Origin of the sequence: Streptomyces sp. NPDC005761, assembly GCF_040630635.1 — a bacterium.
Classification (GTDB): domain Bacteria; phylum Actinomycetota; class Actinomycetes; order Streptomycetales; family Streptomycetaceae; genus Streptomyces.
In genome coordinates, this window is sequence record NZ_JBEXXX010000006.1 from 160,969 (window position 1) to 180,057 (window position 19,089).

At 70.2% G+C, this 19,089-nt stretch carries 20 protein-coding genes; 10 read left to right on the plus strand and 10 right to left on the minus strand.

Annotated elements, in window-relative coordinates:
• The first annotated feature begins 6 nt into the window (after nt 1–6).
• Nucleotides 7–597, plus strand: a complete 591-nt coding sequence (locus ABZ434_RS08525; protein ID WP_359133112.1) for a hypothetical protein — start codon at nt 7–9, stop codon at nt 595–597.
• 40 nt (nt 598–637) lie between these two features.
• On the opposite strand, the gene ABZ434_RS08530 is transcribed toward ABZ434_RS08525, so the two are convergent.
• Nucleotides 638–1,897, minus strand: a complete 1,260-nt coding sequence (locus ABZ434_RS08530) for an arginine deiminase (RefSeq protein WP_359133113.1) — start codon at nt 1,895–1,897, stop codon at nt 638–640.
• A gap of 44 nt (nt 1,898–1,941) precedes the next feature.
• Nucleotides 1,942–3,402, minus strand: coding sequence for a basic amino acid/polyamine antiporter (locus tag ABZ434_RS08535; protein WP_359133114.1), 1,461 nt, complete (start codon nt 3,400–3,402; stop codon nt 1,942–1,944).
• A 796-nt stretch (nt 3,403–4,198) separates the two neighbouring features.
• Between ABZ434_RS08535 and ABZ434_RS08540 the strand changes: the two genes are divergently transcribed.
• A complete protein-coding gene (locus tag ABZ434_RS08540) occupies nt 4,199–5,032 on the plus strand; it encodes a PIG-L family deacetylase (RefSeq protein ID WP_359133116.1) in 834 nt (277 codons plus the stop codon).
• Nucleotides 5,033–5,289: 257 nt separating this feature from the next.
• Here the strand turns inward: ABZ434_RS08540 and ABZ434_RS08545 are convergent, their stop codons facing one another.
• From ABZ434_RS08545 to ABZ434_RS08555, 3 genes are all read right to left on the minus strand, one after another.
• A complete protein-coding gene (locus ABZ434_RS08545) occupies nt 5,290–6,105 on the minus strand; it encodes an SAM-dependent methyltransferase (RefSeq protein ID WP_359133117.1) in 816 nt (271 codons plus the stop codon).
• Between the two features lie 81 nt (nt 6,106–6,186).
• The gene (locus ABZ434_RS08550; protein ID WP_359133119.1) at nt 6,187–6,438 is read right to left on the minus strand and encodes a DUF397 domain-containing protein; all 252 of its coding nucleotides are present in this window, start codon (nt 6,436–6,438) and stop codon (nt 6,187–6,189) included.
• Entirely contained in the window at nt 6,435–7,301 is an 867-nt protein-coding gene (locus ABZ434_RS08555; protein WP_359133121.1) for a helix-turn-helix transcriptional regulator, read from the minus strand. Before ABZ434_RS08555 ends, ABZ434_RS08550 begins: the two co-directional genes overlap by 4 nt.
• A 371-nt stretch (nt 7,302–7,672) precedes the next feature.
• On the opposite strand from ABZ434_RS08555, the gene ABZ434_RS08560 reads away from it, so the two are divergent.
• Together ABZ434_RS08560 and ABZ434_RS08565 are read left to right on the plus strand one after the other, a co-directional pair.
• Nucleotides 7,673–8,077: an ATP-binding protein gene (locus ABZ434_RS08560; protein ID WP_359133122.1), complete on the plus strand. Its 405-nt coding sequence runs from the start codon at nt 7,673–7,675 to the stop codon at nt 8,075–8,077.
• 155 nt (nt 8,078–8,232) lie between these two features.
• On the plus strand, nt 8,233–8,613 hold the full coding sequence (locus ABZ434_RS08565) for a hypothetical protein (protein ID WP_359133123.1): 381 nt from the start codon (nt 8,233–8,235) through the stop codon (nt 8,611–8,613).
• A gap of 118 nt (nt 8,614–8,731) precedes the next feature.
• Here ABZ434_RS08565 and ABZ434_RS08570 read toward each other — a convergent pair whose 3' ends face one another.
• The 3 genes from ABZ434_RS08570 to ABZ434_RS08580 form a co-directional block, all read right to left on the minus strand.
• The gene (locus ABZ434_RS08570; RefSeq protein WP_359133124.1) at nt 8,732–9,958 is read right to left on the minus strand and encodes a metallophosphoesterase; all 1,227 of its coding nucleotides are present in this window, start codon (nt 9,956–9,958) and stop codon (nt 8,732–8,734) included.
• Nucleotides 9,959–10,172: 214 nt separating this feature from the next.
• On the minus strand, nt 10,173–11,312 hold the full coding sequence (locus ABZ434_RS08575; RefSeq protein WP_359133125.1) for an FUSC family protein: 1,140 nt from the start codon (nt 11,310–11,312) through the stop codon (nt 10,173–10,175).
• 265 nt (nt 11,313–11,577) lie between these two features.
• On the minus strand, nt 11,578–12,051 hold the full coding sequence (locus ABZ434_RS08580; RefSeq protein ID WP_359133272.1) for a hemerythrin domain-containing protein: 474 nt from the start codon (nt 12,049–12,051) through the stop codon (nt 11,578–11,580).
• Between the two features lie 334 nt (nt 12,052–12,385).
• Here ABZ434_RS08580 and ABZ434_RS08585 point away from each other — a divergent pair, with 334 nt between their 5' ends.
• Nucleotides 12,386–12,841 (plus strand): SRPBCC family protein, encoded by a 456-nt coding sequence (locus tag ABZ434_RS08585; RefSeq protein ID WP_359133126.1) that lies wholly within the window; start codon nt 12,386–12,388, stop codon nt 12,839–12,841.
• Nucleotides 12,842–12,926: 85 nt separating this feature from the next.
• Complete coding sequence (locus ABZ434_RS08590) at nt 12,927–14,540, plus strand: NAD(P)/FAD-dependent oxidoreductase (protein ID WP_359133127.1); 1,614 nt, start codon at nt 12,927–12,929, stop codon at nt 14,538–14,540.
• Nucleotides 14,541–14,715: 175 nt separating this feature from the next.
• Here the strand turns inward: ABZ434_RS08590 and ABZ434_RS08595 are convergent, their stop codons facing one another.
• Entirely contained in the window at nt 14,716–15,591 is an 876-nt protein-coding gene (locus tag ABZ434_RS08595; protein WP_359133128.1) for an SDR family oxidoreductase, read from the minus strand.
• A 405-nt stretch (nt 15,592–15,996) separates the two neighbouring features.
• Between ABZ434_RS08595 and ABZ434_RS08600 the strand changes: the two genes are divergently transcribed.
• From ABZ434_RS08600 to ABZ434_RS08610, 3 genes are all read left to right on the plus strand, one after another.
• Complete coding sequence (locus ABZ434_RS08600; protein WP_359133130.1) at nt 15,997–16,434, plus strand: VOC family protein; 438 nt, start codon at nt 15,997–15,999, stop codon at nt 16,432–16,434.
• A 322-nt stretch (nt 16,435–16,756) separates the two neighbouring features.
• Nucleotides 16,757–16,984 (plus strand): DUF5133 domain-containing protein, encoded by a 228-nt coding sequence (locus tag ABZ434_RS08605; protein WP_359133132.1) that lies wholly within the window; start codon nt 16,757–16,759, stop codon nt 16,982–16,984.
• Between the two features lie 95 nt (nt 16,985–17,079).
• Nucleotides 17,080–18,186 carry a YihY/virulence factor BrkB family protein gene (locus ABZ434_RS08610; RefSeq protein WP_359133134.1) on the plus strand — a complete coding sequence of 369 codons (1,107 nt, stop codon included), beginning with the start codon at nt 17,080–17,082 and terminating at the stop codon, nt 18,184–18,186.
• 42 nt (nt 18,187–18,228) lie between these two features.
• On the opposite strand, the gene ABZ434_RS08615 is transcribed toward ABZ434_RS08610, so the two are convergent.
• Nucleotides 18,229–18,504 carry a GlsB/YeaQ/YmgE family stress response membrane protein gene (locus ABZ434_RS08615; RefSeq protein ID WP_359133136.1) on the minus strand — a complete coding sequence of 92 codons (276 nt, stop codon included), beginning with the start codon at nt 18,502–18,504 and terminating at the stop codon, nt 18,229–18,231.
• A gap of 242 nt (nt 18,505–18,746) precedes the next feature.
• On the opposite strand from ABZ434_RS08615, the gene ABZ434_RS08620 reads away from it, so the two are divergent.
• Nucleotides 18,747–19,046, plus strand: coding sequence for a gas vesicle protein (locus ABZ434_RS08620; RefSeq protein ID WP_359133138.1), 300 nt, complete (start codon nt 18,747–18,749; stop codon nt 19,044–19,046).
• Nucleotides 19,047–19,089: the final 43 nt, after the last annotated feature.

Consider the following 19,089-nt stretch of genomic DNA (forward strand, 5'->3'; position numbering starts at 1 on the left):
ACACCCATGACCGCAGCCGAGCACCCCGTCGTGCCGCGCCAGGCCCCGCCGCCCGGTGAGGGACCGACGCCCGAGGAGCGGCGCCGGACGATCCGCAGGCGCCTGATCACGGCGACCATCATCGTGCTGCTCATCGGCATCCCGGCCGGCTATCTGCTGATCTCCGCGGGCCAGAGCCGCCGCTCGGGCCAGGACAAGGCGGCCGAGGCGGCGGCGCAGGGGCTCCGGGAGGGCTGGCCGTCCCGGATGCTCCGCCGGATCTTCGAGGTACCCATCCCGCGGGATGCCGTCGAGGTCCAGTACTACGAGACGAACAACTGGAAGGCCAGCCGGATGTACGTGCAGTTCCGCACGACGTCCAACGGCCTCGACCGGTTCCTGACCCAGGTGGGCACGGGCCGGGCCGCCCTGCAGACCGACCAGGTCACCGTCGGCGAGCGGGACACGAAGATCGCGGGCTGGTACTTCGGCGACGGCGTCTCGTGGGCGGGGACCACACACCGCAACAAGGACCCGCGCCCCACGCAGGACATCACCGTCGACATGACGGACCCGATGGCGCCGGTCGTGTACGTCGTCTCCGCGGCGACCCCCTGACCGGGAGCCGGCGGCCCCCGCAAGGGCCCGCCGGGCGTGCTCAGAAGTCGACGGGCTCGCGGATCAGCGGGCAGGTCATGCAGTGGCCGCCACCGCGCCCGCGGCCGAGTTCGGCGCCGACGATCGTGATGACCTCGACCCCCGCCCTGCGCAGCAGCGCGTTGGTCTGGGTATTGCGGTCGTAGGTGAAGACGACGCCGGGCCGCAGGGCGACGGCGTTGTTGCCGCTGTCCCACTGCTGTCGCTCGGAGGCGTACACGTCGCCGCCCGTCTCGACCACCCGCAGCCGTGGCAGGCCGAGTCCCTTCGCCACGACGTCGACGAACGGCGTCGACCCCTCATCGGTGATCTCCACTCCCGGAGCCTTGTCGCCGGGGCGCAGCGAGAAGGTGTGCACGGCGTCCATGATCTTGGGGTAGAGGGTGACGATATCGCGGTCGGCGAAGGTGAAGACCGTGTCGAGATGCATCGCGGAGCGGAGTCGGGGCATCCCGGCGACGATGACCTGCCGGGCCGCGCCGTTCCTGAACAGGGAGGCGGCGACCTGGGTGATGGCCTGGCGCGAGGTCCGTTCGCTCATGCCCATGAGCACGACGCCGTTGCCGACGGGCATGATGTCACCGCCCTCGAACGTGGCCTGGCCCCAGTCCTGTTCGGGGTCGCCCCACCACACCGTGCTGTCCTTGAAGTCGGGGTGGAAGGTGTAGACCGCCTTCATCAGCAGCGTCTCACCGTGCCGCGCGGTCCAGTAGAGCGGGTTCAGCGTCACGCCGCCGTAGAGCCAGCAGGTGGTGTCCCGCGTGTACAGGGTGTTGGGGAGCGGGGGCATGAGGTACTCCCGCGCCCCGGTCGCCTCGCGGGCGAGGGCCACGTAGCCGGAGCGGAACCCGGCCGGGAGGTCGGCCGTAGACAGACCGCCGATGAGGTACTCGGCGAGCTGCCGGGAGTCGAGGGTGTCCAGGAAGGCGCGCGTGTCGTCGACGAGCCCGAGGCCGACCTCGTTCGCGACGATCTTGCGGTTCAGGAGCCAGCTCCTGGCCTCGGGGATGTCCATGGTCCGGGCGAGCAGATCGTGCAGCTCGACGACGTCTACCCCGTGGCCGGTCAGCTGGTCGACGAAGTCCGCGTGATCGCGCTGGGCGTTCTCCACCCACATGACGTCGTCGAAGAGGAGGTCGTCGGAGTTGGTCGGGGTGAGCCGGCGGTGGGCGAGGCCCGGCGAGCACACCAGGACCTTGCGGAGCCTGCCGACCTCGGAGTGAACGCCGAGGGCCGCCTCGGCAGTGGTGTCGGAACTCATCGCAGTGCGCCTTTCGATCGGGTACGGCACGGGTCGGGCAGGGGTCACAGTTCGATCCAGCCCACCGCCAGGGCGATCACGCCCAGCACGGCACCGGCGACCGAGACGGCGCAGATGAGGGCTTCGCGGGGTGAGAACAGCCGCCGTTCCTGTTCTCGCCGTGCCTTGATGAACAGGAACGTCGCGGGGGCGTAGAGGATGAAGGAGACGAGGACGAACTTCAGCCCGGCGGCGTACAGCAGGAACGCCGTGTACAGCGTGGCGACGACGGCGATCACGAGTTCCGGCCGGGTGCTCCGGCCGGAGGTCTCCGCACGGCTCGGTCCGAAGCAGATCTTCACGGCGAACCCGGCGGCGAGCAGGAACGGGATCAGGCTCAGAGCGCTGGTCAGGTCGAGCGCGAAGTTGAAGGCGTCGTCGGAGAACATCGTGACGACCAGGACGACCTGGCTCAGGAGCGTCGTCATGAGCAGTGCGGGGACCGGCACGTCCTCCGAGGTGGCGCGGCCCAGGAACCGGGGCATGTCCTTGTCCTTGGCGGCGACGAAGAGGACCTCCGCGGCCATCAGCGTCCAGGCGAGGTAGGCGCCGAGCACGGAGATGATCAGACCGACGCTGACGAAGGCCTTGCCCCAGGTGCCGACGGCGTGTTCCAGCACACCGGCCATGGACGGCTGGCGCAGCTCGGCGATCTCGGCCATCGGCATGATGCCGTACGAGACGATGGTGACGGAGGCGAAGACGGCGAAGACGCTGAGGAAGCCGAGGATCGTGGCCCGGCCGACGTCCTCCCGCCGTTCGGCGTGCCGGGAGTAGACGCTGGCGCCCTCGACGCCGAGGAAGACGAAGACCGTGGCCAGCATCGTCCCGCGGACCTGGTCGAACAGCGAGCCCGCGTAGTCGGCCCCGCCCCAGTTGTCCACGAAGACACCGGTGTCGAGGTAGAACAGCGCGAGGACGACGAACACCAGGATCGGCACGACCTTGGCCACGGTGACGATCCTGTTGATCGCCGCCGCCTCCTTGACGCCGCGCCGGATCAGCAGGAAGAAGGCCCACAGCCCGACCGAGGAGAGGACGACGGCGAGGAACGTGTCGCCGTCACCGAGCGCGGGCCAGATCGCGCCGATCGTCGACATGATCAGCACCCAGTACGTGACGTTGCCGACGCAGGCGCTCGCCCAGTAGCCGAACGCCGAGAAGAACCCGAGGTACTCGCCGAACCCGGCCTTGGCGTACGCGTACACACCGGCGTCCAGGTCGGGCCGCCGCACGGCGAGGGCCTGGAAGACGAAGGCGAGCATCAGCATGCCCGTCCCCGCGATCGCCCAGGCGATCAGCGCCCCGGCCACCCCGGTCTCCTGCGCGAACCGGCGCGGCAGCGAGAAGACCCCTGCCCCGACCATCGAGCCGACCACCATCGCGGTCAGCGTCACCAGGGTCAGCTTGGCCGCCGACCGGTCACCGGGGGCCGCGGTCGCGGTGCCGGTCTCTGCGTTGCTCATGACTTTCCTCGTCTGTGCGACGGAACGCGTGGCCGTGCGCGGAGTGCGTACACCGGCATGTGCGGGACGACCGGCAGACGGTCACCGGCTCGTTGGCGTGTCGGGCGGGGTTCGTGCGCGACCGCCCGGCGTGGGGGCGCCCCGGACGGCGCCCATGGACGTGCCGCAGGAGTTTTGAGGACGAACGCCGAGGTCACCGTGGAGCTGTCGGCGCAGAGCCGGGACGGCTTCGTCGCTGACCGCCCGCGCTTGTCGAACTCGACCCCGGAGCACATGTGACGGCAGGAGCGGGGCGATGCGACGGTCGGGACGGCGGGGATGTCGCGGACGGAGGCGCAGGTGGATACCGGGGCTCACGCGCCGGCCGCCGTTGCGCCCTCGCCTGCTCGTCGTGCGGCATCCCCACCCCGTTCAGGAACCACGGTGAACTCCATTGCCCGGCTCATCCATCGAACAAAATATAGTGCAATGCAGTACATAACGGGCTTATGGGTGGGTGTCGCGTGTACACAGAACCGATCAGTTCCCCGGCAGGCCGGCGCATGAGGTGCACGGCACCGCGCCGCCGTGACGTTTCCACCCGACGGGGCGCACGGCCTCACGGCGGCGGCGGAGCCGCCCGCTCGGCCACGAGTGCTCGGTCGAGGTTCCAGCCGTACCGGCGTACGTCCGCAAGCCATTCGCCGAGCAGGGAACAGCCGGACCGGCCCGCACGGTTGCACCGACCGAGGGGCCGGCGCCGCACAGGCTCGCCGCGCACTCGTACCGAGACGCGTTTATGCAGGAGGACTCTTCCATGACCGACCGGCCGTTGACCCTGATGGCAGTGCACGCCCACCCCGACGACGAGGCCACCGGAACCGGAGGGGTTCTCGCGCGCTACGCGGCGGAAGGAATCCGCACCGTCCTCGTGACCTGTACCGACGGCGGTTGCGGTGACGGGCCGGGGGGTGTCAAGCCAGGCGATCCCGGGCATGATCCGGCGGCCGTCGCGGAGATGCGCCGTAAAGAACTCGAGGCGAGCTGTGACGTCCTGAAGATCAGCGAGCTGGAGATGCTGGACTATGCCGACTCCGGGATGATGGGCTGGCCGAGCAACGACGCCCCCGGCTCCTTCTGGCAGACCCCGGTCGAGGAAGGCGCTGCCCGGCTGGCCGATCTCATGCGGCAGTACCGGCCCGACGTCGTCGTCACCTACGACGAGAACGGCTTCTACGGGCACCCCGACCACATCCAGGCCAACCGCATCACGACGGCGGCGCTGGAGCTGACCGGGCTGACACCGAAGGTGTACTGGACGACGATGCCCCGCTCGATGATGCAGCGCTTCGGGGAGACCATGCGCGAGTTCCAGGAGGACATGCCGGAGCCGGACCCTGCCGAGGCCGCCGCGCTGGCCGAGATCGGCCTTCCCGACGACGAGATCACCACGTGGGTGGACACCACCGCCTTCAGCGGTCAGAAGTTCGATGCGCTGGCCGCGCACGCCAGTCAGGGCGAGAACATCTTCTTCCTCAAGATGGGCAAGGAGAGGTTCGGCGAGTTGATGGGCGTGGAGACCTTCGTGCGGGTCAAGGACGCCACCGGTGCGGCCCTGCCGGAGAACGACCTCTTCGCCGGACTGCGCTGATCCTTTCCGATCCGGCGCATACGCAGGCCGTAAGGGCCCCGACTCTGCGGAGTCGGGGCCCTTACGGCCAAGGGCTGTCCCGCAATTCCTGGCGGACGCACGACGACAGCCACGGCACCTCTCCCCGTAGCCTGCGGCACGGGGGACCCCCTCCGTTGTCGAAACGCCCGAATACGGCCAGTATGCGGGCGCCTCTCCGCCTTTCGATGCCGCATCTGACGCCGCGCGCTGATCCACCAGGACGTGCGGGACAGCCCTCAGCGTTTGATGCCTACACCTGCCAGCAGGCTGATCTGGGCGTCCTCGATCTCCGGCTCGCCCGAGGCGGGTTCCGCCCGCCAGCGATGGCAGCAGCAGATGCCGGGCGCGATCAGGTCCAGCCCGTCGAAGAAGCGGCTGACGTCGCTGTGCGAACGGAACTTCACCGGCGTCCCGGAGTTGGTGTAGACCTCCGCGACCTGGTTCCAGGTGGCGGGGTCGAAATCGGGCGTGCAGTGGTTCATGGCGAGCGCGCTGCCCACCGGCAGCGGGTCGAGCAGCCGGCGGACGATGCTGTACGGGTCGTGCGGGTCGGTGATGAAGTGCATCAGCGCGTTGAGGGAGAGGGCGATGGGCTGGTCGAAGTCCAGGATCCCCGCGTCCTCCACGGCGCTCATGAGCGCATCCGGGTCTGTGGCGTTCGCCTCGATGTAGGCCGTACGCCCCTGCGTCGTACTGCGCATGAGGCGTTCGGCGTACTTGAGGACGAGGGGGTCGTTGTCGGCGTACACGACGCGGGCCTCGGGCACCACGGACTGGGCGATCTGGTGCAGGTTGGGCTCGGTAGGGATGCCCGTGCCGATGTCGAGCCACTGGCGGATGCCGTGCTCCTGTGCCAGCACCCGGGTGGCCCGCTGCATGAACGCCCGGTTCTCGCGGGCGGTCAGGTAGATCCCCGGGTGTGCCTCGGCGGCGACCAGGGCCGCTTCCTTGTCGATCTCGAAGTGGTCCTTGCCGCCGAGCAAGTAGTCGTACATCCGGGCCGAATGCGGCCTGCTCGTGTCGAGATCCCGGCCCGCCTGCCTGGTGGTCATGTTCTGCCCTTCGTCTGTATGCCTGTAGGCCCGGAAGCCGGATACGGGACCGGTGTCCTCGTGCTTGTGTGCGTCGCCGTCTCACCCGGCGGCCAGGTGATCGGCCAGCCCCTCCTTGACCCCGCGGACGAAGGCGGCGATCTCCTCCGGCGTGTAGATCAGCGCCGGACCGGCCGGGTCGGTCGACTGCCGGACGGCCACGCGGCCGTCGTTGAGCTGTTTCGTCTCGACGCACTGACCGCCGTTCGGCCCGCTCCAGGGGCGCTCCCAGCCCTGCTCCCCGAGTTCGCCGGCCGGCATGCCGTTGTAGATGGTCCCGTCGGTGATCGTCATGAGTACTCCTTGCGCATGCGGTTCAAGAGCGCCCTGCTGTCCTCGGACGACGTCTGCAGCGCCATACGTGAGTGCGCCTCGAGGTGGGAGACGACGTCCGCCCGCTGGTCGAAGTAGACCGCGGCGGACAGGAGTTCGCTGTAGACGATGTCCGGCAACTCGCGCTCCTCGAACCGGAAGTACGTGAAGGGGGCGCACGCTCCCATGTGCGCACCCGCCGTGAAGGGCACGATGTCGAGGCTGACGTGCGCGAGCTCGGAGATGTCCAGGAGCCGTTCGAGCTGTTCCCGCATCACCTGCGGGCTCCCCACCGTCCGGTGCAGGACGGCTTCCTCCATGACCACCCACAACGTGGGGGCGTCCTCCTGCTCCAACAGACTCTGGCGGCGCAGCCGCAGCTCCACCCGGCGTGCGAGCTCCTCCTCGCTGCCGTTGGGCAGGCCGCCGCGCAGCACCGCGCGCGCGTAACCGGGGGTCTGCAGGAGGCCGGTGACGTACTGGGGTTCATAGGTGCGGATGGTCTTGGCGCCGGACTCCAGGCTGACGTAGGCGGTGAACCAGCCGGGGACGGCGTCACGGTAGGAATGCCACCAGCCGGGCTCGTTTGCCTGCTCGGCCAGGTCGACGAACTCGTCGACCTCCTGACGGTCCGCGCCGAAGGTCTGGAGGAGCTTCTCGACATAGAGGGGCTTCAGCGCGACCTCGGCCTTCTCCAGCCGTCGGATCGTCAGGGGTGTGACACGCAGCGCCTTGGCCGCGTCCTCCAGCGAGGCGCCGGCGCCGATCCGCATCTCCTGCAGCCGACGGCCGAGGATCATGCGCAGGACTGTCGGCGCGCTGGTGCCGGTGCGGGCTTCACTCACGCCCAACCTCCTGAGGGTCCATCAACAGCGCCATTCTGACATTGACTTGATATTGAGGCCAGGGTGATACGTGTGCGGCTGAAATTATCAGGGAGTCGGTTGCAGCGTGAGTCCGATCACGCGCATAGTGGTTGTGTGAGCGGTCAAGTCACAGTTCTCGCGCAGGATCCGGCCCGCAGGGGGCGGGTCGTGCCGATGGCGTCGTCGGCACCCCACCGCCGGGCGCTCTCCCCGGCCTGCGCCTCTCACCGCTCGAGCGGCACCCCGCATCCCCTCACCGCGCCCGGCCCCCCGGTAGGCGCTGGAAGGCGACATCCGTGACTCTGTCCACGCCCTCAGCCCCGGCCCCGCGCCCCGCCTTAGCCGGGACCGTGCCGCGTCGGGAGTACTGGTTCGGCCTGCCCGCCCTGCGCACCAGTGCGAGGGCCGCCCGTGACACCGTGCGCTCCCGGCTCCGTGACTGGAAGCTGCCCGGCGACACCTGCTGCGACGCGGTACTGCTGGTCTCCGAGCTGACCACCAATGCCGTCCTGCACACCGGCAGCGGTCATGTCCTGTGCGGCCTCACGCTGGCCGGCGACGAGCGGCGCCTGCGCATCGAGCTCCACGACGAGGGCAGCACTCCGGTCCGCCGCCCCGAGCACCACGCCGGCCCGGACGAGGAGGGCGGGCGAGGACTGCTCCTCGTCCAGCAACTCGCGGACAGCTGGGGCTCGGCACGCTCGACGCGGGGCGAAGGCAAGGTGGTCTGGGCCGAGTTGACGGCCCACTCCTGATGCCGACGGCATCGCACGACACCGAACGCGACACCGCGCACGACGCCGAACCCCACACCCGGCACGGTGCCTGTCCCAGCAGCGACTGCACGTTCCTCGCCGCGTCCCCTTCGCGCGGCGAGGCCCCCTCCTCGATCCCCCTACAGAAGGCGCCCATGACCCCCCACGGTGAAACCACGTCGCCCGTCGTGTTGTACGTCTGCGCCGACCGGGCCCGCGGCGCGCCCGGGGAAGCCACTCAGCGCGCGCGGAGGGAAGGCCAGGCGTTCGCCCGCGAGTGCGGACTGACGATCGCCGAGGTCGTCACCGACACCTACGGTGAGCCCGACCCGGCTCAGCGCAGGGGCTGGCGGCGGGTGAGGCAGCTGGCGCAGACGGGCCACGTCACCGCGGTACTCGTCCGCTGGCCCAGTGCCATCGCCCCGGAGTCCGCGCGCGAACTCCGGCATCGCGAGGCAGCATGGCTCGGCGACCAGGGAGTCCGCGTCCGCTACACCTGGGCGCCGCTGTCGGCGAGGGGCGTCGAGGCCCGGTGATCCCGCCGGGCGATGTCCGGACCTGGCATGCGTCGCCGACCGGCAGGCCGACGCCCCACGCTGTGTGCGCCCCGGGAGGACTGCCGCCCGGGCGCACGGTCGCAGCCCGGACCTCGCCTCACAGGGGCTGTGCGGGAGGGCGCTGCGGGGAGCGCAGTACGAGCAGGGTGATCTCGCTGGGGGCGAAGACGCGGAACGGCGGGCCCCAGAAGCCGGTGCCGCGGCTGGTGTAGAGGAGCGTGCGCGCGCCGTGACTGCTGAGGCCGGCGAGGGCGGGCTGGTCGAGGCGGACGAGGTGGTGGAAGGGCCAGATCTGGCCACCATGGGTGTGGCCCGAGAGCTGGAGGTCGACGCCTCCCTCTGCGGCCCGGTCGACGAATTTGGGCTGATGGGCCAGGAGCAGGACGGGCAGGTCGGGGTCGGCGCCATCGAGGGCTCCGGCGAGGTGCGCACCGTGGCCGGCCAGACCGGACGACTCGGCGGTGACGTCATCCACACCGGCGACCACAAGGGTGTCGCCACCGCGTTCGAGCAGCAGATGACGGTTGCGCAGCGGCTCCCACCCCAGCTCGCCCATCAGGTCGACCCAGCCCTGGGCCTCGCTGTAGTACTCGTGGTTTCCGGTGACGTAGACCCGGGCCCGGGTGGCTCGCACGGTGCCGAGCGGAGCGGCCTGGGCGCGGCGGCGTTCGGCCGTACCGTCCGCGATGTCACCGGTGTGGCAGACCAGGTCGGCCTCCAGGCTGTTGACCGTCTCGCAGACCTTCTCCGACCAGCGGACGCGGTCGAGGGGCCCGTAGTGCGTGTCGGTGATGAGGGCGACCCGGGTGCCGTCCAGTCCGGCTCCCAGACGCGGGAGTTGTACGTCGAGCCGTCGCACGCGTGGTACCCGGCGGGCCTCGGCGTACCCCCAGGCGAGCAGTACGGCGGCTACGCCGAGGACCGCCCAACTGACGATACGGGCCCGGTCCCGGCCGTCGCCCACGTCGGCCACGGTCAGCGCGAGGCGCAGCACGATGCCGAGCAGGACGGACCAGGTGAACAACACCCAGCCGACCCCGAGGAGGGTGTCTCCGACGATCGCCGCCCCGTCCTGCTGCCGGCGGCCGTGACCGCGCACCATCGCGAGTGGCATGACGACCAGACCGAGGACGAACAGGGCGGTGCCGCCCAGCGCCACGGCGAGGGGCCAGTGCTGACCGGCGTGCAGCAGCACCCAGCAGGGAACGGCCCACAGCAGGACAGGGGCGATCATGGGGAGGTAGCGCATCAGGCGGCGCAGTCGATCCTGCTGGGCCGCATGATCCGCACCGTCCGCGGATCGGGTTTCGCTGGTGTCGGTCACGCTTCCCCTCCTCAGGTGTCCGGACTGCCGGCGCGCACTGTACCTGGTCGTGCTGCCGGCCCGCGTCGGAGCTTCGGTGAATCCGTACACCTCACCGGAGGGCCGTGCATCGGACACAGGCCGAGATCCCGCGGGGCAGCACGCCTTTCGGGCGTCTGCCGCTGCACGGCTTCCGGGACCTTCGGCCCGGACGCGGAACCGGGGCCGTTTCCCCTCATGCAGGGGGAGCCAGTTCCAGCAGCAGTTGCCTCGTCTCCAACAGAAGCTCGCCACCGACGGCTGCTGCTGTCCCCTCCTGCTGCCGGAAGCTGTCGGTGAGGGTGCGGTGCGCGGACCACGCCCTGTCGAACGCCTTGCTGCGGCGCTCGGTAGGCGGCGAAGGGGCCGGCGTCTCGTCCTCCTCGGCGCAGACGCGTGCGGCCTGCTCCAGTACTGCGGACAGCTCGACGAGGAAGCGCGGGTGCGGCGGGGGAAGGCTCCTGTCGTCGTCGCCGATGCCGTTCAGGGTGCGTGCGACGGCGAGGATGCGGGTGCAGACCCGGCCCCACCGGACGTCCTCCGCGTAGGGCGGTGGCGGGGGACCCGTCCGCCGCAGCCGCCCGCCCGGGTTCCAGCGCTCGCCTTCCGTGGCCCAGTACCTGGCATCGGCCACGCCCTGGAGGGACAGTGCGAGACGGGACGCCTCGGTGTGCCACGTCTCTGCCCTCTCCAGTGCGTCGTCCTCGCGCAGGCCCTGCGCCATGGTGTCGAGGAGGTCCGCCGATTCCCGCGCGAGCTGGTGCAGCCGGACGCGGACGCTGCGCAGATGGACCGGTGGCAGGACGAGAGCGTTGACCGTGATGCCGACGACGGCGCCGATCAGTGTCTCCAGCAGGCGGTGACCGACGGTGGAAGTGCTGGACATGCCGGAGGTGATCACGAAGAGAGCCGTGCTCGCGCCGAGGATGCCCTGGCTCCCGAACCGGCGGTAATTGCCGAGCAGCGTCATGAACGGCAGAGTGAGCAGCATGGCGGCCATGGTCCGGTCGTGCGTGATCGTCATGGCGACGGAGGCCCACACGGTGCCGAGGGCGATGACCGCGCACTGCTGGGTGCCGGTCCGCAGCGACTGGTAGACGGTGCCACTGACCAGGGCGACCGCCGTCCAGGGCGCCAGGAACGCCATGGGGGCCTGGAGCCACCATCCGGTCAGTGCCCAGGCGACGATCGCCGCCGCTGCCGCTTTGAGGGACTGGACGAGGGTGTCCCGTTCGGGCCCGGACTCTTCGAGCGCGTTGTGGAGGGACCGTCGGACCGCAGCCCACTCCCGTCCCGCCCACCGGCCGGCAGCCTGCCAACGTACGTCCCGTGCCAAACCATTCACTCCCCACCAGGGCGGCCCCGCCCACGAAGACCCTCGCCGTCCTTCCGTCTCGTTGCCCTGCGGAGTGAGGATATGCGCCATGAGCAGTGCACATGCGTGCAAAAGTGGCGCACTGCAGAGGGGCGCATCCTCGTAGGGCTGGGAGTCGAGCCATGGCCTCCCGTCTCCGGATCGGCGTCGGCTCTCCGGTGCGAGGAGCCCTGGCTCGAAGGGCGGGCGTTGCGGTGGGTCACGGGGCCGGACCGCGGGACTCCGTCTACTGCTTGGCGCTGGGGACGCCGAGCGGCTCATCCGGAGCCTTCTTCTTCGCCTTCTCCATCTGTTCGCCGAGTTCGGTGAGGCGGTTACGTCCCATGGCCTTGCGAACGTCGGGGAACCACTCCTTCTCCTCTTCCTCGACGTGGTGGCGCACGTTCTCCATGAGGACACTCATCTTGGCTTCGAACCGCTCATCGGTCGGATCGAGCCCCTTGAGCTCGGAGAGCATCCACAGCACGACGTGGTGCTCCTCCACGCTCTCCAGGACATGGTCCTTGGTGTCGGGGGCGGCCTCCCTGGCGGCCGGATAGAAGATCTTCTCCTCGATCCAGGTGTGAGTGGTGAGCTCGTCGATCACCCGGTCGGCGATCCTGCGCTTCTCGGCGTGGGCGTTGTCACCTGCCTTCTCGAACTGCCTGAACAGCTTCTCCACTGTCTTGTGGTCTTCCTTGAGCAGCACGATCCCGTCCACCAGGTCCTCCTCGGTGTCGACGTCCCGGGTGGCGCGGCCGGCCACCCGGGACGCCCCCTACCCGGTACGGGAGGGCATGCCTTCCCTCCCGGCGGGGATTGGCCCGCATCAGCGAACCTTCTGGGCTGTTCGCCGACCCCCATGCGTGCGAGGGGGGCGCGGCAGCCGCATCGGCGCTTTTGATGCCGGGGCGGGACGAGGGCGCATACACGCGGTGCGATACCCGACCGGGTGACCACCGGACAGCGGCTCCCCCGAATGCTTGCGAGAGTGAGTACGCCGGCACGGGCCGGGTACGGGGGCCCGGAGCCGCCCACCGAGATCTGGAGGACCGATGGCCGTACGACACCGACTGATCAGGAGCAGCGTAGAAGATGTCTGGGCGGTCCTCGCGGACGGCAGTCGATACGGCGACTGGGTGGTGGGAACGTCGGAGTCGCAGCCCGACGAGGGAGCGTGGCCGCAGGTGGGCTCCACCATCACGTACAAGGTCCGCCTGGGACGGTGGACCGCGACGGGGAACACCATCGTCCGCCGCTGTGAGGCCCCGCACATGCTGGAGCTGGAGGCCGACAGCGGCTGGCTCGGCACTGCCCGCATCGCCCTGGAGATCCGGCCGTGGGGCGAGGACGCCCTGGTGACCATCGATGAACATCCTCTGCGCGGACCGGCCGGGAAGCTCCACAACACAGCGGCGGACGCGCTGATCCAGCTGCGCCACCGCAGCGTGCTCGCCCGATTGGCGGACACCGTCGAGAACGCCCCGAAGAGCGTGCACCGGAAGGCCTGACCGCGGACCACGGCAGTGGCGCGGCGCGCACAGGACGACGGCGGACCGGGTGGACCCGGAACGGCGAGGACACGTGGAGGTACGGATGCCGGACGCTGTCGTGATCGGCGCGGGGCCCAACGGCCTCGTCGCAGCGAACCTTCTCGCCGCCGCGGGATGGAGCGTGGAGGTACTGGAGGCGCAGCCGGAGCCGGGTGGTGCGGTCCGCAGCGACCGCGGCGTCCATCCGGACTACGTGAGCGACCTCTTCAGCGCCTTCTACCCGCTGGCAGCCGCCTCGCCGGTTCTCGGCGGGCTGGAGCTCCAGAAGGACGGGCTCACCTGGAGTCGCGCCCCGCGGGTGCTGGCCCATCCGCTGCCCGACGGCCGGTGCGCCGTCCTGGAACGAGGGGCGCAGGAGACAGCGGCGGGGCTGGACACGTTCGCAGCGGGCGACGGGGCCGCCTGGCTTGATCTGTGCGGCACGTGGGACCGCCTGGGCCCCGACATCCTGAACGCTCTCTTCACGCCCTTTCCGCCGGTACGCTCCGCCGTCCGGCTCGCCGCCAGGCTCCGGGCGTCCGGCGGTCTTCGGCTGGCACGGACGATGGTGCTCCCTGTGCGCCGGTTGGGGGAGGAGGAGTTCCGCGGCGAGGCGGCCGGGCTCCTGCTCGCCGGCAACGCGCTGCACGCGGATCTCGGCCCGGAAGCAGCCGGCAGCGGAGGCTACGGATGGCTCATGTCCATGCTCGCGCAGACCTACGGCTTTCCGGTGCCGGTAGGGGGAGCCGGGGCGCTCACGGCGGCCCTGGTGCGCCGGCTGGAACGGCACGGCGGCGTCGTCCGCTGCGGAGAGCGCGTGCGCGAGATCGTCGTACGCGGTGGACGCGCCGTCGGCGTACGCACCGCAGGGGGTGAGGCCGTACCCGCCTCCCGTGCCGTGCTCGCCGACGTGTCGGCTCCGGCGCTCTACGGCGAACTGGTCGACGCCCAGCACCTCCCCGGCCGGCTGCTGAGCGACCTGCGGCGGTTCCAGTGGGACTTCGCGACATTCAAGGTCGACTGGGCCCTGAGCGGGCCGGTGCCCTGGACCGCCGGGGAGGCGTCCACGGCGGGGACGGTTCACCTGGCCGAGGGGGTCGACGGTCTCACCCGGTTCGCCGCGCAGATCGCGACGGGCCAGGTGCCCGACCGGCCCTTCCTCCTCTTCGGGCAGATGACCACCGCGGACGCCACGCGCTCACCGGCCGGTACGGAGTCCGCGTGGGCCTATACCCACGTCCCGCACCGCATCAAGGGGGACGCGGGCGCGGACAGTCTGACGGGACGATGGGACCGGCGCGAGCAGGAGGCCATGGCCGACCGCATGGAGAGCGAAGTCGAGCGCTGGGCGCCGGGCTTCCGCTCCCGCATCGTCTCCCGCCGTCTTCTCGCACCGCCCACCATCGAGTCCATGGACGCCAACCTGCCCGGCGGCGCGATCAACGGCGGCACCGCGGCCGCCCACCAACAACTCGTGTTCCGCCCGACCCCGGGCACCGGGCGACCCGAGACGCCGGTGAAGGGCCTCTACCTCGCCTCGGCCTCCGCGCACCCCGGCGGCGGCGTCCATGGAGCCCCGGGTGCCAACGCCGCCCGCGCCGCGCTGCGCGGCAGGAACGCGTTCCGACTGCATGCGCCCAGCCTGCCGTGGGCCGTTCGCGCGGGCCGGGACATGTGAGGCGAATCCGCCCCGAAGGTCCGGGCGTACCAGGTTCTCCGTCAGGCCGGTCGATCGGAGCGCTTCGAACCTCGACGGCGGGCCGAGCCGTGGGGCGGCCGTGTCCGGAAACGGACAGGACCACGGCGACCTCGGTGGCCCGGCCCGGAGTGGACGACAGGGCCCCGCAGACGCGTCAGGATTGCGACGGGCCCTTCGTCTCCGCGGCGCGTCCGCCGGCCCCCAGCATTCCCGTAGCTGTGAACTGTGAGCGCGTCAGCCCTCGGCGCGCCGTGCGGGCGACGAGGCCAGGCAGGCCGGCGCGCACGACCTGGGCACCCCGGAGCCACGCCGGGACGTACACGGAAGGTGCCCTTCGCTCCACGGCGGTGACCACACGCCGGGCCACGTACTCCGCGGGGCGGCTCCCACGGACGGGTGGAGGCAGCTGCGCCCGCAGCTCCCGCATCACGGGGTACCGGTCGGCGTCGCGGATCATGTCGGTGTCGATCCAGTTCAAATAGGCGATTCCCACGCTGACTCCGCGCGGGAGGAGTTCTGCGCGCAGGGACTGGGAAAAGGATTCCGCGCCCGCTTTGGAAGCGCAGTACGCGCTCATCATCGGCACGGCACCGATGGCCGCCAGCGAGGCGATCTGCAGATAGTGGCCGCGGGTCTCGAGCAGGTGTGGCAGGAATGAGCGAGCGGTGACCGCGCTGCCCACGAGGTTGACCTCGATCACGCGTCGCCATGTATCCGCGTCCGAGCCGATGAACGGCCCCGCCTCGGCCACTCCTGCGTTGGCGACGACGATCGAGACGGGCCCCAGACGGCGGCCGACCTCGTCCGCGACGCGGGACATCCCGGCCTCGTCGGTGGTGTCCACGTGCCAGTGGTGGGATGCCGTAGGGAGTTCGCCGACCGTCCGGGCGAGAGCTTCCTCCTCCAGGCCGAGCAGTGCCACTCGGACGCCCCGGGCCGCCAACTCCTGGGCGAGGGCCTTTCCGAGGCCGCGTGCGGCTCCCGTCACCACGGCCGTGCGGCCGCTCAGAACCGGCTTCCGGACAGTCACGAGGCTCCTACGGGTGCGAGTCGAAGTGGGCCCCCGGCGGGGAGGCGGCCGGAACTCGGCCGCCTCGGCCGGGGCGACGGGCGCCCAGCGTCCTGCGCTCCGGTACGAGCTCCGCGGCGTCGGCGAGGTCGCTGCGGGCCGGGGCGACGGCATCCTCGGGAACGGCTGCCCGGGGAGCGCCTTTCCCACGGGGCCATGATCTCACTGTAGGGAAAGCGTGCCTGTTGTCGACCGCAGGCGCGGTGAGGCGCCCGCGTGTTGTCGACCGCGCGCGGTGCGGTGAGGTGCCCGCGTGTCCGCGCCGTGGCCGTCGCGGAATGGTCTCGCGAGCGCGAGCGCGTCCTGTGACACGGCTGCGTCCTTGACTGCCGTATCCGATCGGCCCGGCTCGGTAGCATGCGACGCATGGCCATCAGACTTGAGAACGTCGGCATCGCCGTTCGAGATCTCGAAGCAGCGATCGCCTTCTTCACCGACCTCGGTCTCACGGTCCTCGGCCGCGACACGGTCAGTGGCGAGTGGACCGACACGGCCGTCGGACTCGACGGCAATCACGCCAGAATCGCGATGCTCCAGACCCCGGACGGGAACGGTCGCCTCGAGCTCTTCGAGTACATCCACCCCGAAGCGATCGAGTCGGAGCCCACTCGACCCAATGAGATCGGCATGCATCGCGTCGCCTTCTCGGTCGACGACATCGATGAAGCCCTCGAGGTGGCCGCTCGGCACGGATGCCGTCCGCTCCGCGGTGTGGCGACCTACGGCGACGTCTACAAGCTCACGTACGTCCGCGGTCCCAGCGGCATCCTGGTGATGCTCGCCGAGGAGCTGAAGAAGAGCTGACGGCCGATCGGGTCAGCGGGCGCCTCGCGTCCGCATGGGGCGGGCTCTCCGACTGCTGATCAAGGAGCCGGGGAGGCCGCACATGCCGTCGGCCCGGGCGGACGGGTTCGGCGATCACACGGGGCACCAAGCTCGTGTCCGTCCGTTCCGGACGACGCCGCCCGTCCCTGCTGCCCCACCGGAACCGGACGGATCACGGTCATGGACCGGGGCCCCGACGCGCCACCACCGACATGCTCGAGCTCGACGGATGACATGCCGGGCTGATTGCCGGGCAGCCGGTGCACGGAGAAGCGTGTTCCGTGAGGCGAGGAGAACCGTCATGCTGCTGGCACATCCCGTGGTGCTGTGGGGACTGGTCAGGGAGTACGAGGCGCTGCAGGTGCTGCATGGCGAGGCCGGCGGCGCGGAGGCGCGTCAGCGTATGGACGATCTGGCCTACTCGTTGTGCCTGTCCACGGGGACGCAGGACGTCGATGCGGCGCTGATCGCCGCTCGTTACCAGTTGCCGGGGGCGCGGACCGAGGACGACTCCATACTGTCCGGCTGAGCTTCCAGGTCCCGCAGGCGTGGCCCGGAGACCGACCGCACGACGCGCGACCCGGCAGGCGGCATAACGGCGCGGTCCGGGGGGAGTCGTCGGACATGACGAACGAACAGCGCAGCGAGCAGAGGTCTCCGCGCGGGACCGTTCCGACGGGTCACGTGCGAACGGAACAGGAGGAGGGCGCTCGGCCCGGGACGGCGGGGCCGGACGCCCAGGTCGAGCGCGACGCACCGGACGCGCCGACCGAGATGGGCAGGAAGTCGTGGTGGGCGGTCCTCAAACGGACAGCGAAGGAATTCAGACAGGACGAGCTGACCGACCGGGCGGCGGGGCTCACGTACTACGGCATCCTGTCGCTCTTCCCGGCACTTCTGGTGGTGGTCTCACTCCTGGGTCTCTCGGGTGAATCGACCACGCAGAAGGTGCTGGACAACGTCGAGAAGCTGACCCCGGGTGCTGCCAAGGACGTCATGACGAGCGCGATCACCCAGCTCGAGGGCAGTGGCGGCACCGGCTCGGTCCTGGCGGTCGTCGGCCTGTTGGGCGCGCTGTGGGTGGCTTCGGGCTACGTGGCGGCCTTCATGCGCACGGCGAACTCCGTCTACGATCTGCCCGAGGGCCGGCCGCTGTGGAAGGTCCTGCCCGTCCGTGTCGGGCTCACTCTGGTACTCATGATCCTGGCCTGTGCCAGCGCCCTCATGGTGGTGCTGACCGGAGGGATCGCCCGTCAGCTCGGCGCGGTGGTGGGCATCGGCGACACCGCGCTCACCGTGTGGTCGATCGCCAAGTGGCCCGCCCTCGTGATCTGTGTGGCCCTCATGCTGGCGATCCTGTACTGGGCGGCCCCGAACGCCAAGGGGCGAGGCTTCACCTTCGGCTCCCTGGGCAGCCTGCTCGCCCTGGTCATCTGGGTCGTGGCGTCGGCGGGCTTCGCGTTCTATGTCGCCAACTTCGGCTCGTACAACAAGACGTACGGTGCACTGGCCGGCGTCATCGTCTTCCTGGTCTGGCTGTGGATCACCAATCTGGCGATCCTGCTGGGCCTGGAGTTCGACGCCGAAATGGCCCGTGAACGCGCCATCCTCGGCGGACACCCCCCGTTCGAGGAGCCCTACGTCGAGCCGCGGGACACCCGTGCGTGGTCGGACGAGGACCGCCGGTCCATGGGCGAGACGGGCCCCTCCAGCGAATTGCGAGAGGACTGAGGGGCCGGGTCCACAGGGTCGGCCGGAGGCGGAGCAGCGCCTTCACGGCCGGCGTTCGGTACCGGCCAGGGCCCGGTCGAGCGCGGCGACACCCAGGCCGGCCAGAGCGATCTGGATGAGGCACTCGATCCAGTCGATGCCTCGGGTGTCGCCCACCCCGAGGACGGACGCCAGCAGCGAGCCGAGGAGAGCGGCGGCGGTGCCGACAACGAGCGTCCACAGCACGCCGATGTGCTGATGGCCGGGCAGGGAGAGGCGTCCCAGCAGCCCGACCGCCGTACCGATGATCAGAGCGCTGACGAGTCCTGAGATTTCCATGGCTGACTCCTTCGCGGTCGACGTACCCGCTTCGCGTACCCCGCGGAGCGCCCCGGACCCCCTCGACGGGCCGGGACCTCGCCTTCCTGCGTCGACGCCGTAGGGGCGGGCCCCTCAGGAAACCGTCGACGCCATCCATTCATCAGTTCGTGCATACGTCCGGATTGCAGGGGCAGGCGAGCGGAAGCCCCGAACAACGGAGGGCCGATCAGTGAGCGGACTTCCCCGGCGACAGGTGGAGGATGGGTACCGAAAGGGATACCGATAAGGAGAACGACGAAAAGCGCGTCGACGCTCCCACCGCCATGCGACAAGCCTCGGCGCAGCTGACGGAAATGCTCCGGTGCGAGCCAGGAGTTGTTTCCGCAGTAAAGGCGAACGATGAAGGCTGGTCGGCGGACGTGGAAGTGGTCGAGCTGGAACGAGTCCCGGACACCATGAGCGTGATGGCGTCCTACCGAGTCCAACTCGACGCGCAGGGACGGCTCATGTCCTACGAGCGGCTGCGCCGCTACGCGAGGGGCCAGATCGACCGTCGCTGAGATCGCACCGTCATTCGAGACGAAGATCACCGAAAGGAGTTCC

Bases quoted from the DNA above. Each gene is read 5' to 3' on its own strand.
- ABZ434_RS08565 (WP_359133123.1), top strand. From the start codon at position 8,233: ATGACCCCCCACGGTGAAACCACGTCGCCCGTCGTGTTGTACGTCTGC.
- ABZ434_RS08605 (WP_359133132.1), top strand. From the start codon at position 16,757: ATGCTGCTGGCACATCCCGTGGTGCTGTGGGGACTGGTCAGGGAGTAC.
- ABZ434_RS08540 (WP_359133116.1), top strand. From the start codon at position 4,199: ATGACCGACCGGCCGTTGACCCTGATGGCAGTGCACGCCCACCCCGAC.
- ABZ434_RS08545 (WP_359133117.1), bottom strand. From the start codon at position 6,105: ATGACCACCAGGCAGGCGGGCCGGGATCTCGACACGAGCAGGCCGCAT.
- ABZ434_RS08615 (WP_359133136.1), bottom strand. From the start codon at position 18,504: ATGGAAATCTCAGGACTCGTCAGCGCTCTGATCATCGGTACGGCGGTC.
- ABZ434_RS08610 (WP_359133134.1), top strand. From the start codon at position 17,080: ATGACGAACGAACAGCGCAGCGAGCAGAGGTCTCCGCGCGGGACCGTT.
- ABZ434_RS08620 (WP_359133138.1), top strand. From the start codon at position 18,747: ATGGGTACCGAAAGGGATACCGATAAGGAGAACGACGAAAAGCGCGTC.
- ABZ434_RS08585 (WP_359133126.1), top strand. From the start codon at position 12,386: ATGGCCGTACGACACCGACTGATCAGGAGCAGCGTAGAAGATGTCTGG.
- ABZ434_RS08600 (WP_359133130.1), top strand. From the start codon at position 15,997: ATGGCCATCAGACTTGAGAACGTCGGCATCGCCGTTCGAGATCTCGAA.
- ABZ434_RS08590 (WP_359133127.1), top strand. From the start codon at position 12,927: ATGCCGGACGCTGTCGTGATCGGCGCGGGGCCCAACGGCCTCGTCGCA.
- ABZ434_RS08525 (WP_359133112.1), top strand. From the start codon at position 7: ATGACCGCAGCCGAGCACCCCGTCGTGCCGCGCCAGGCCCCGCCGCCC.
- ABZ434_RS08530 (WP_359133113.1), bottom strand. From the start codon at position 1,897: ATGAGTTCCGACACCACTGCCGAGGCGGCCCTCGGCGTTCACTCCGAG.
- ABZ434_RS08535 (WP_359133114.1), bottom strand. From the start codon at position 3,402: ATGAGCAACGCAGAGACCGGCACCGCGACCGCGGCCCCCGGTGACCGG.
- ABZ434_RS08550 (WP_359133119.1), bottom strand. From the start codon at position 6,438: ATGACGATCACCGACGGGACCATCTACAACGGCATGCCGGCCGGCGAA.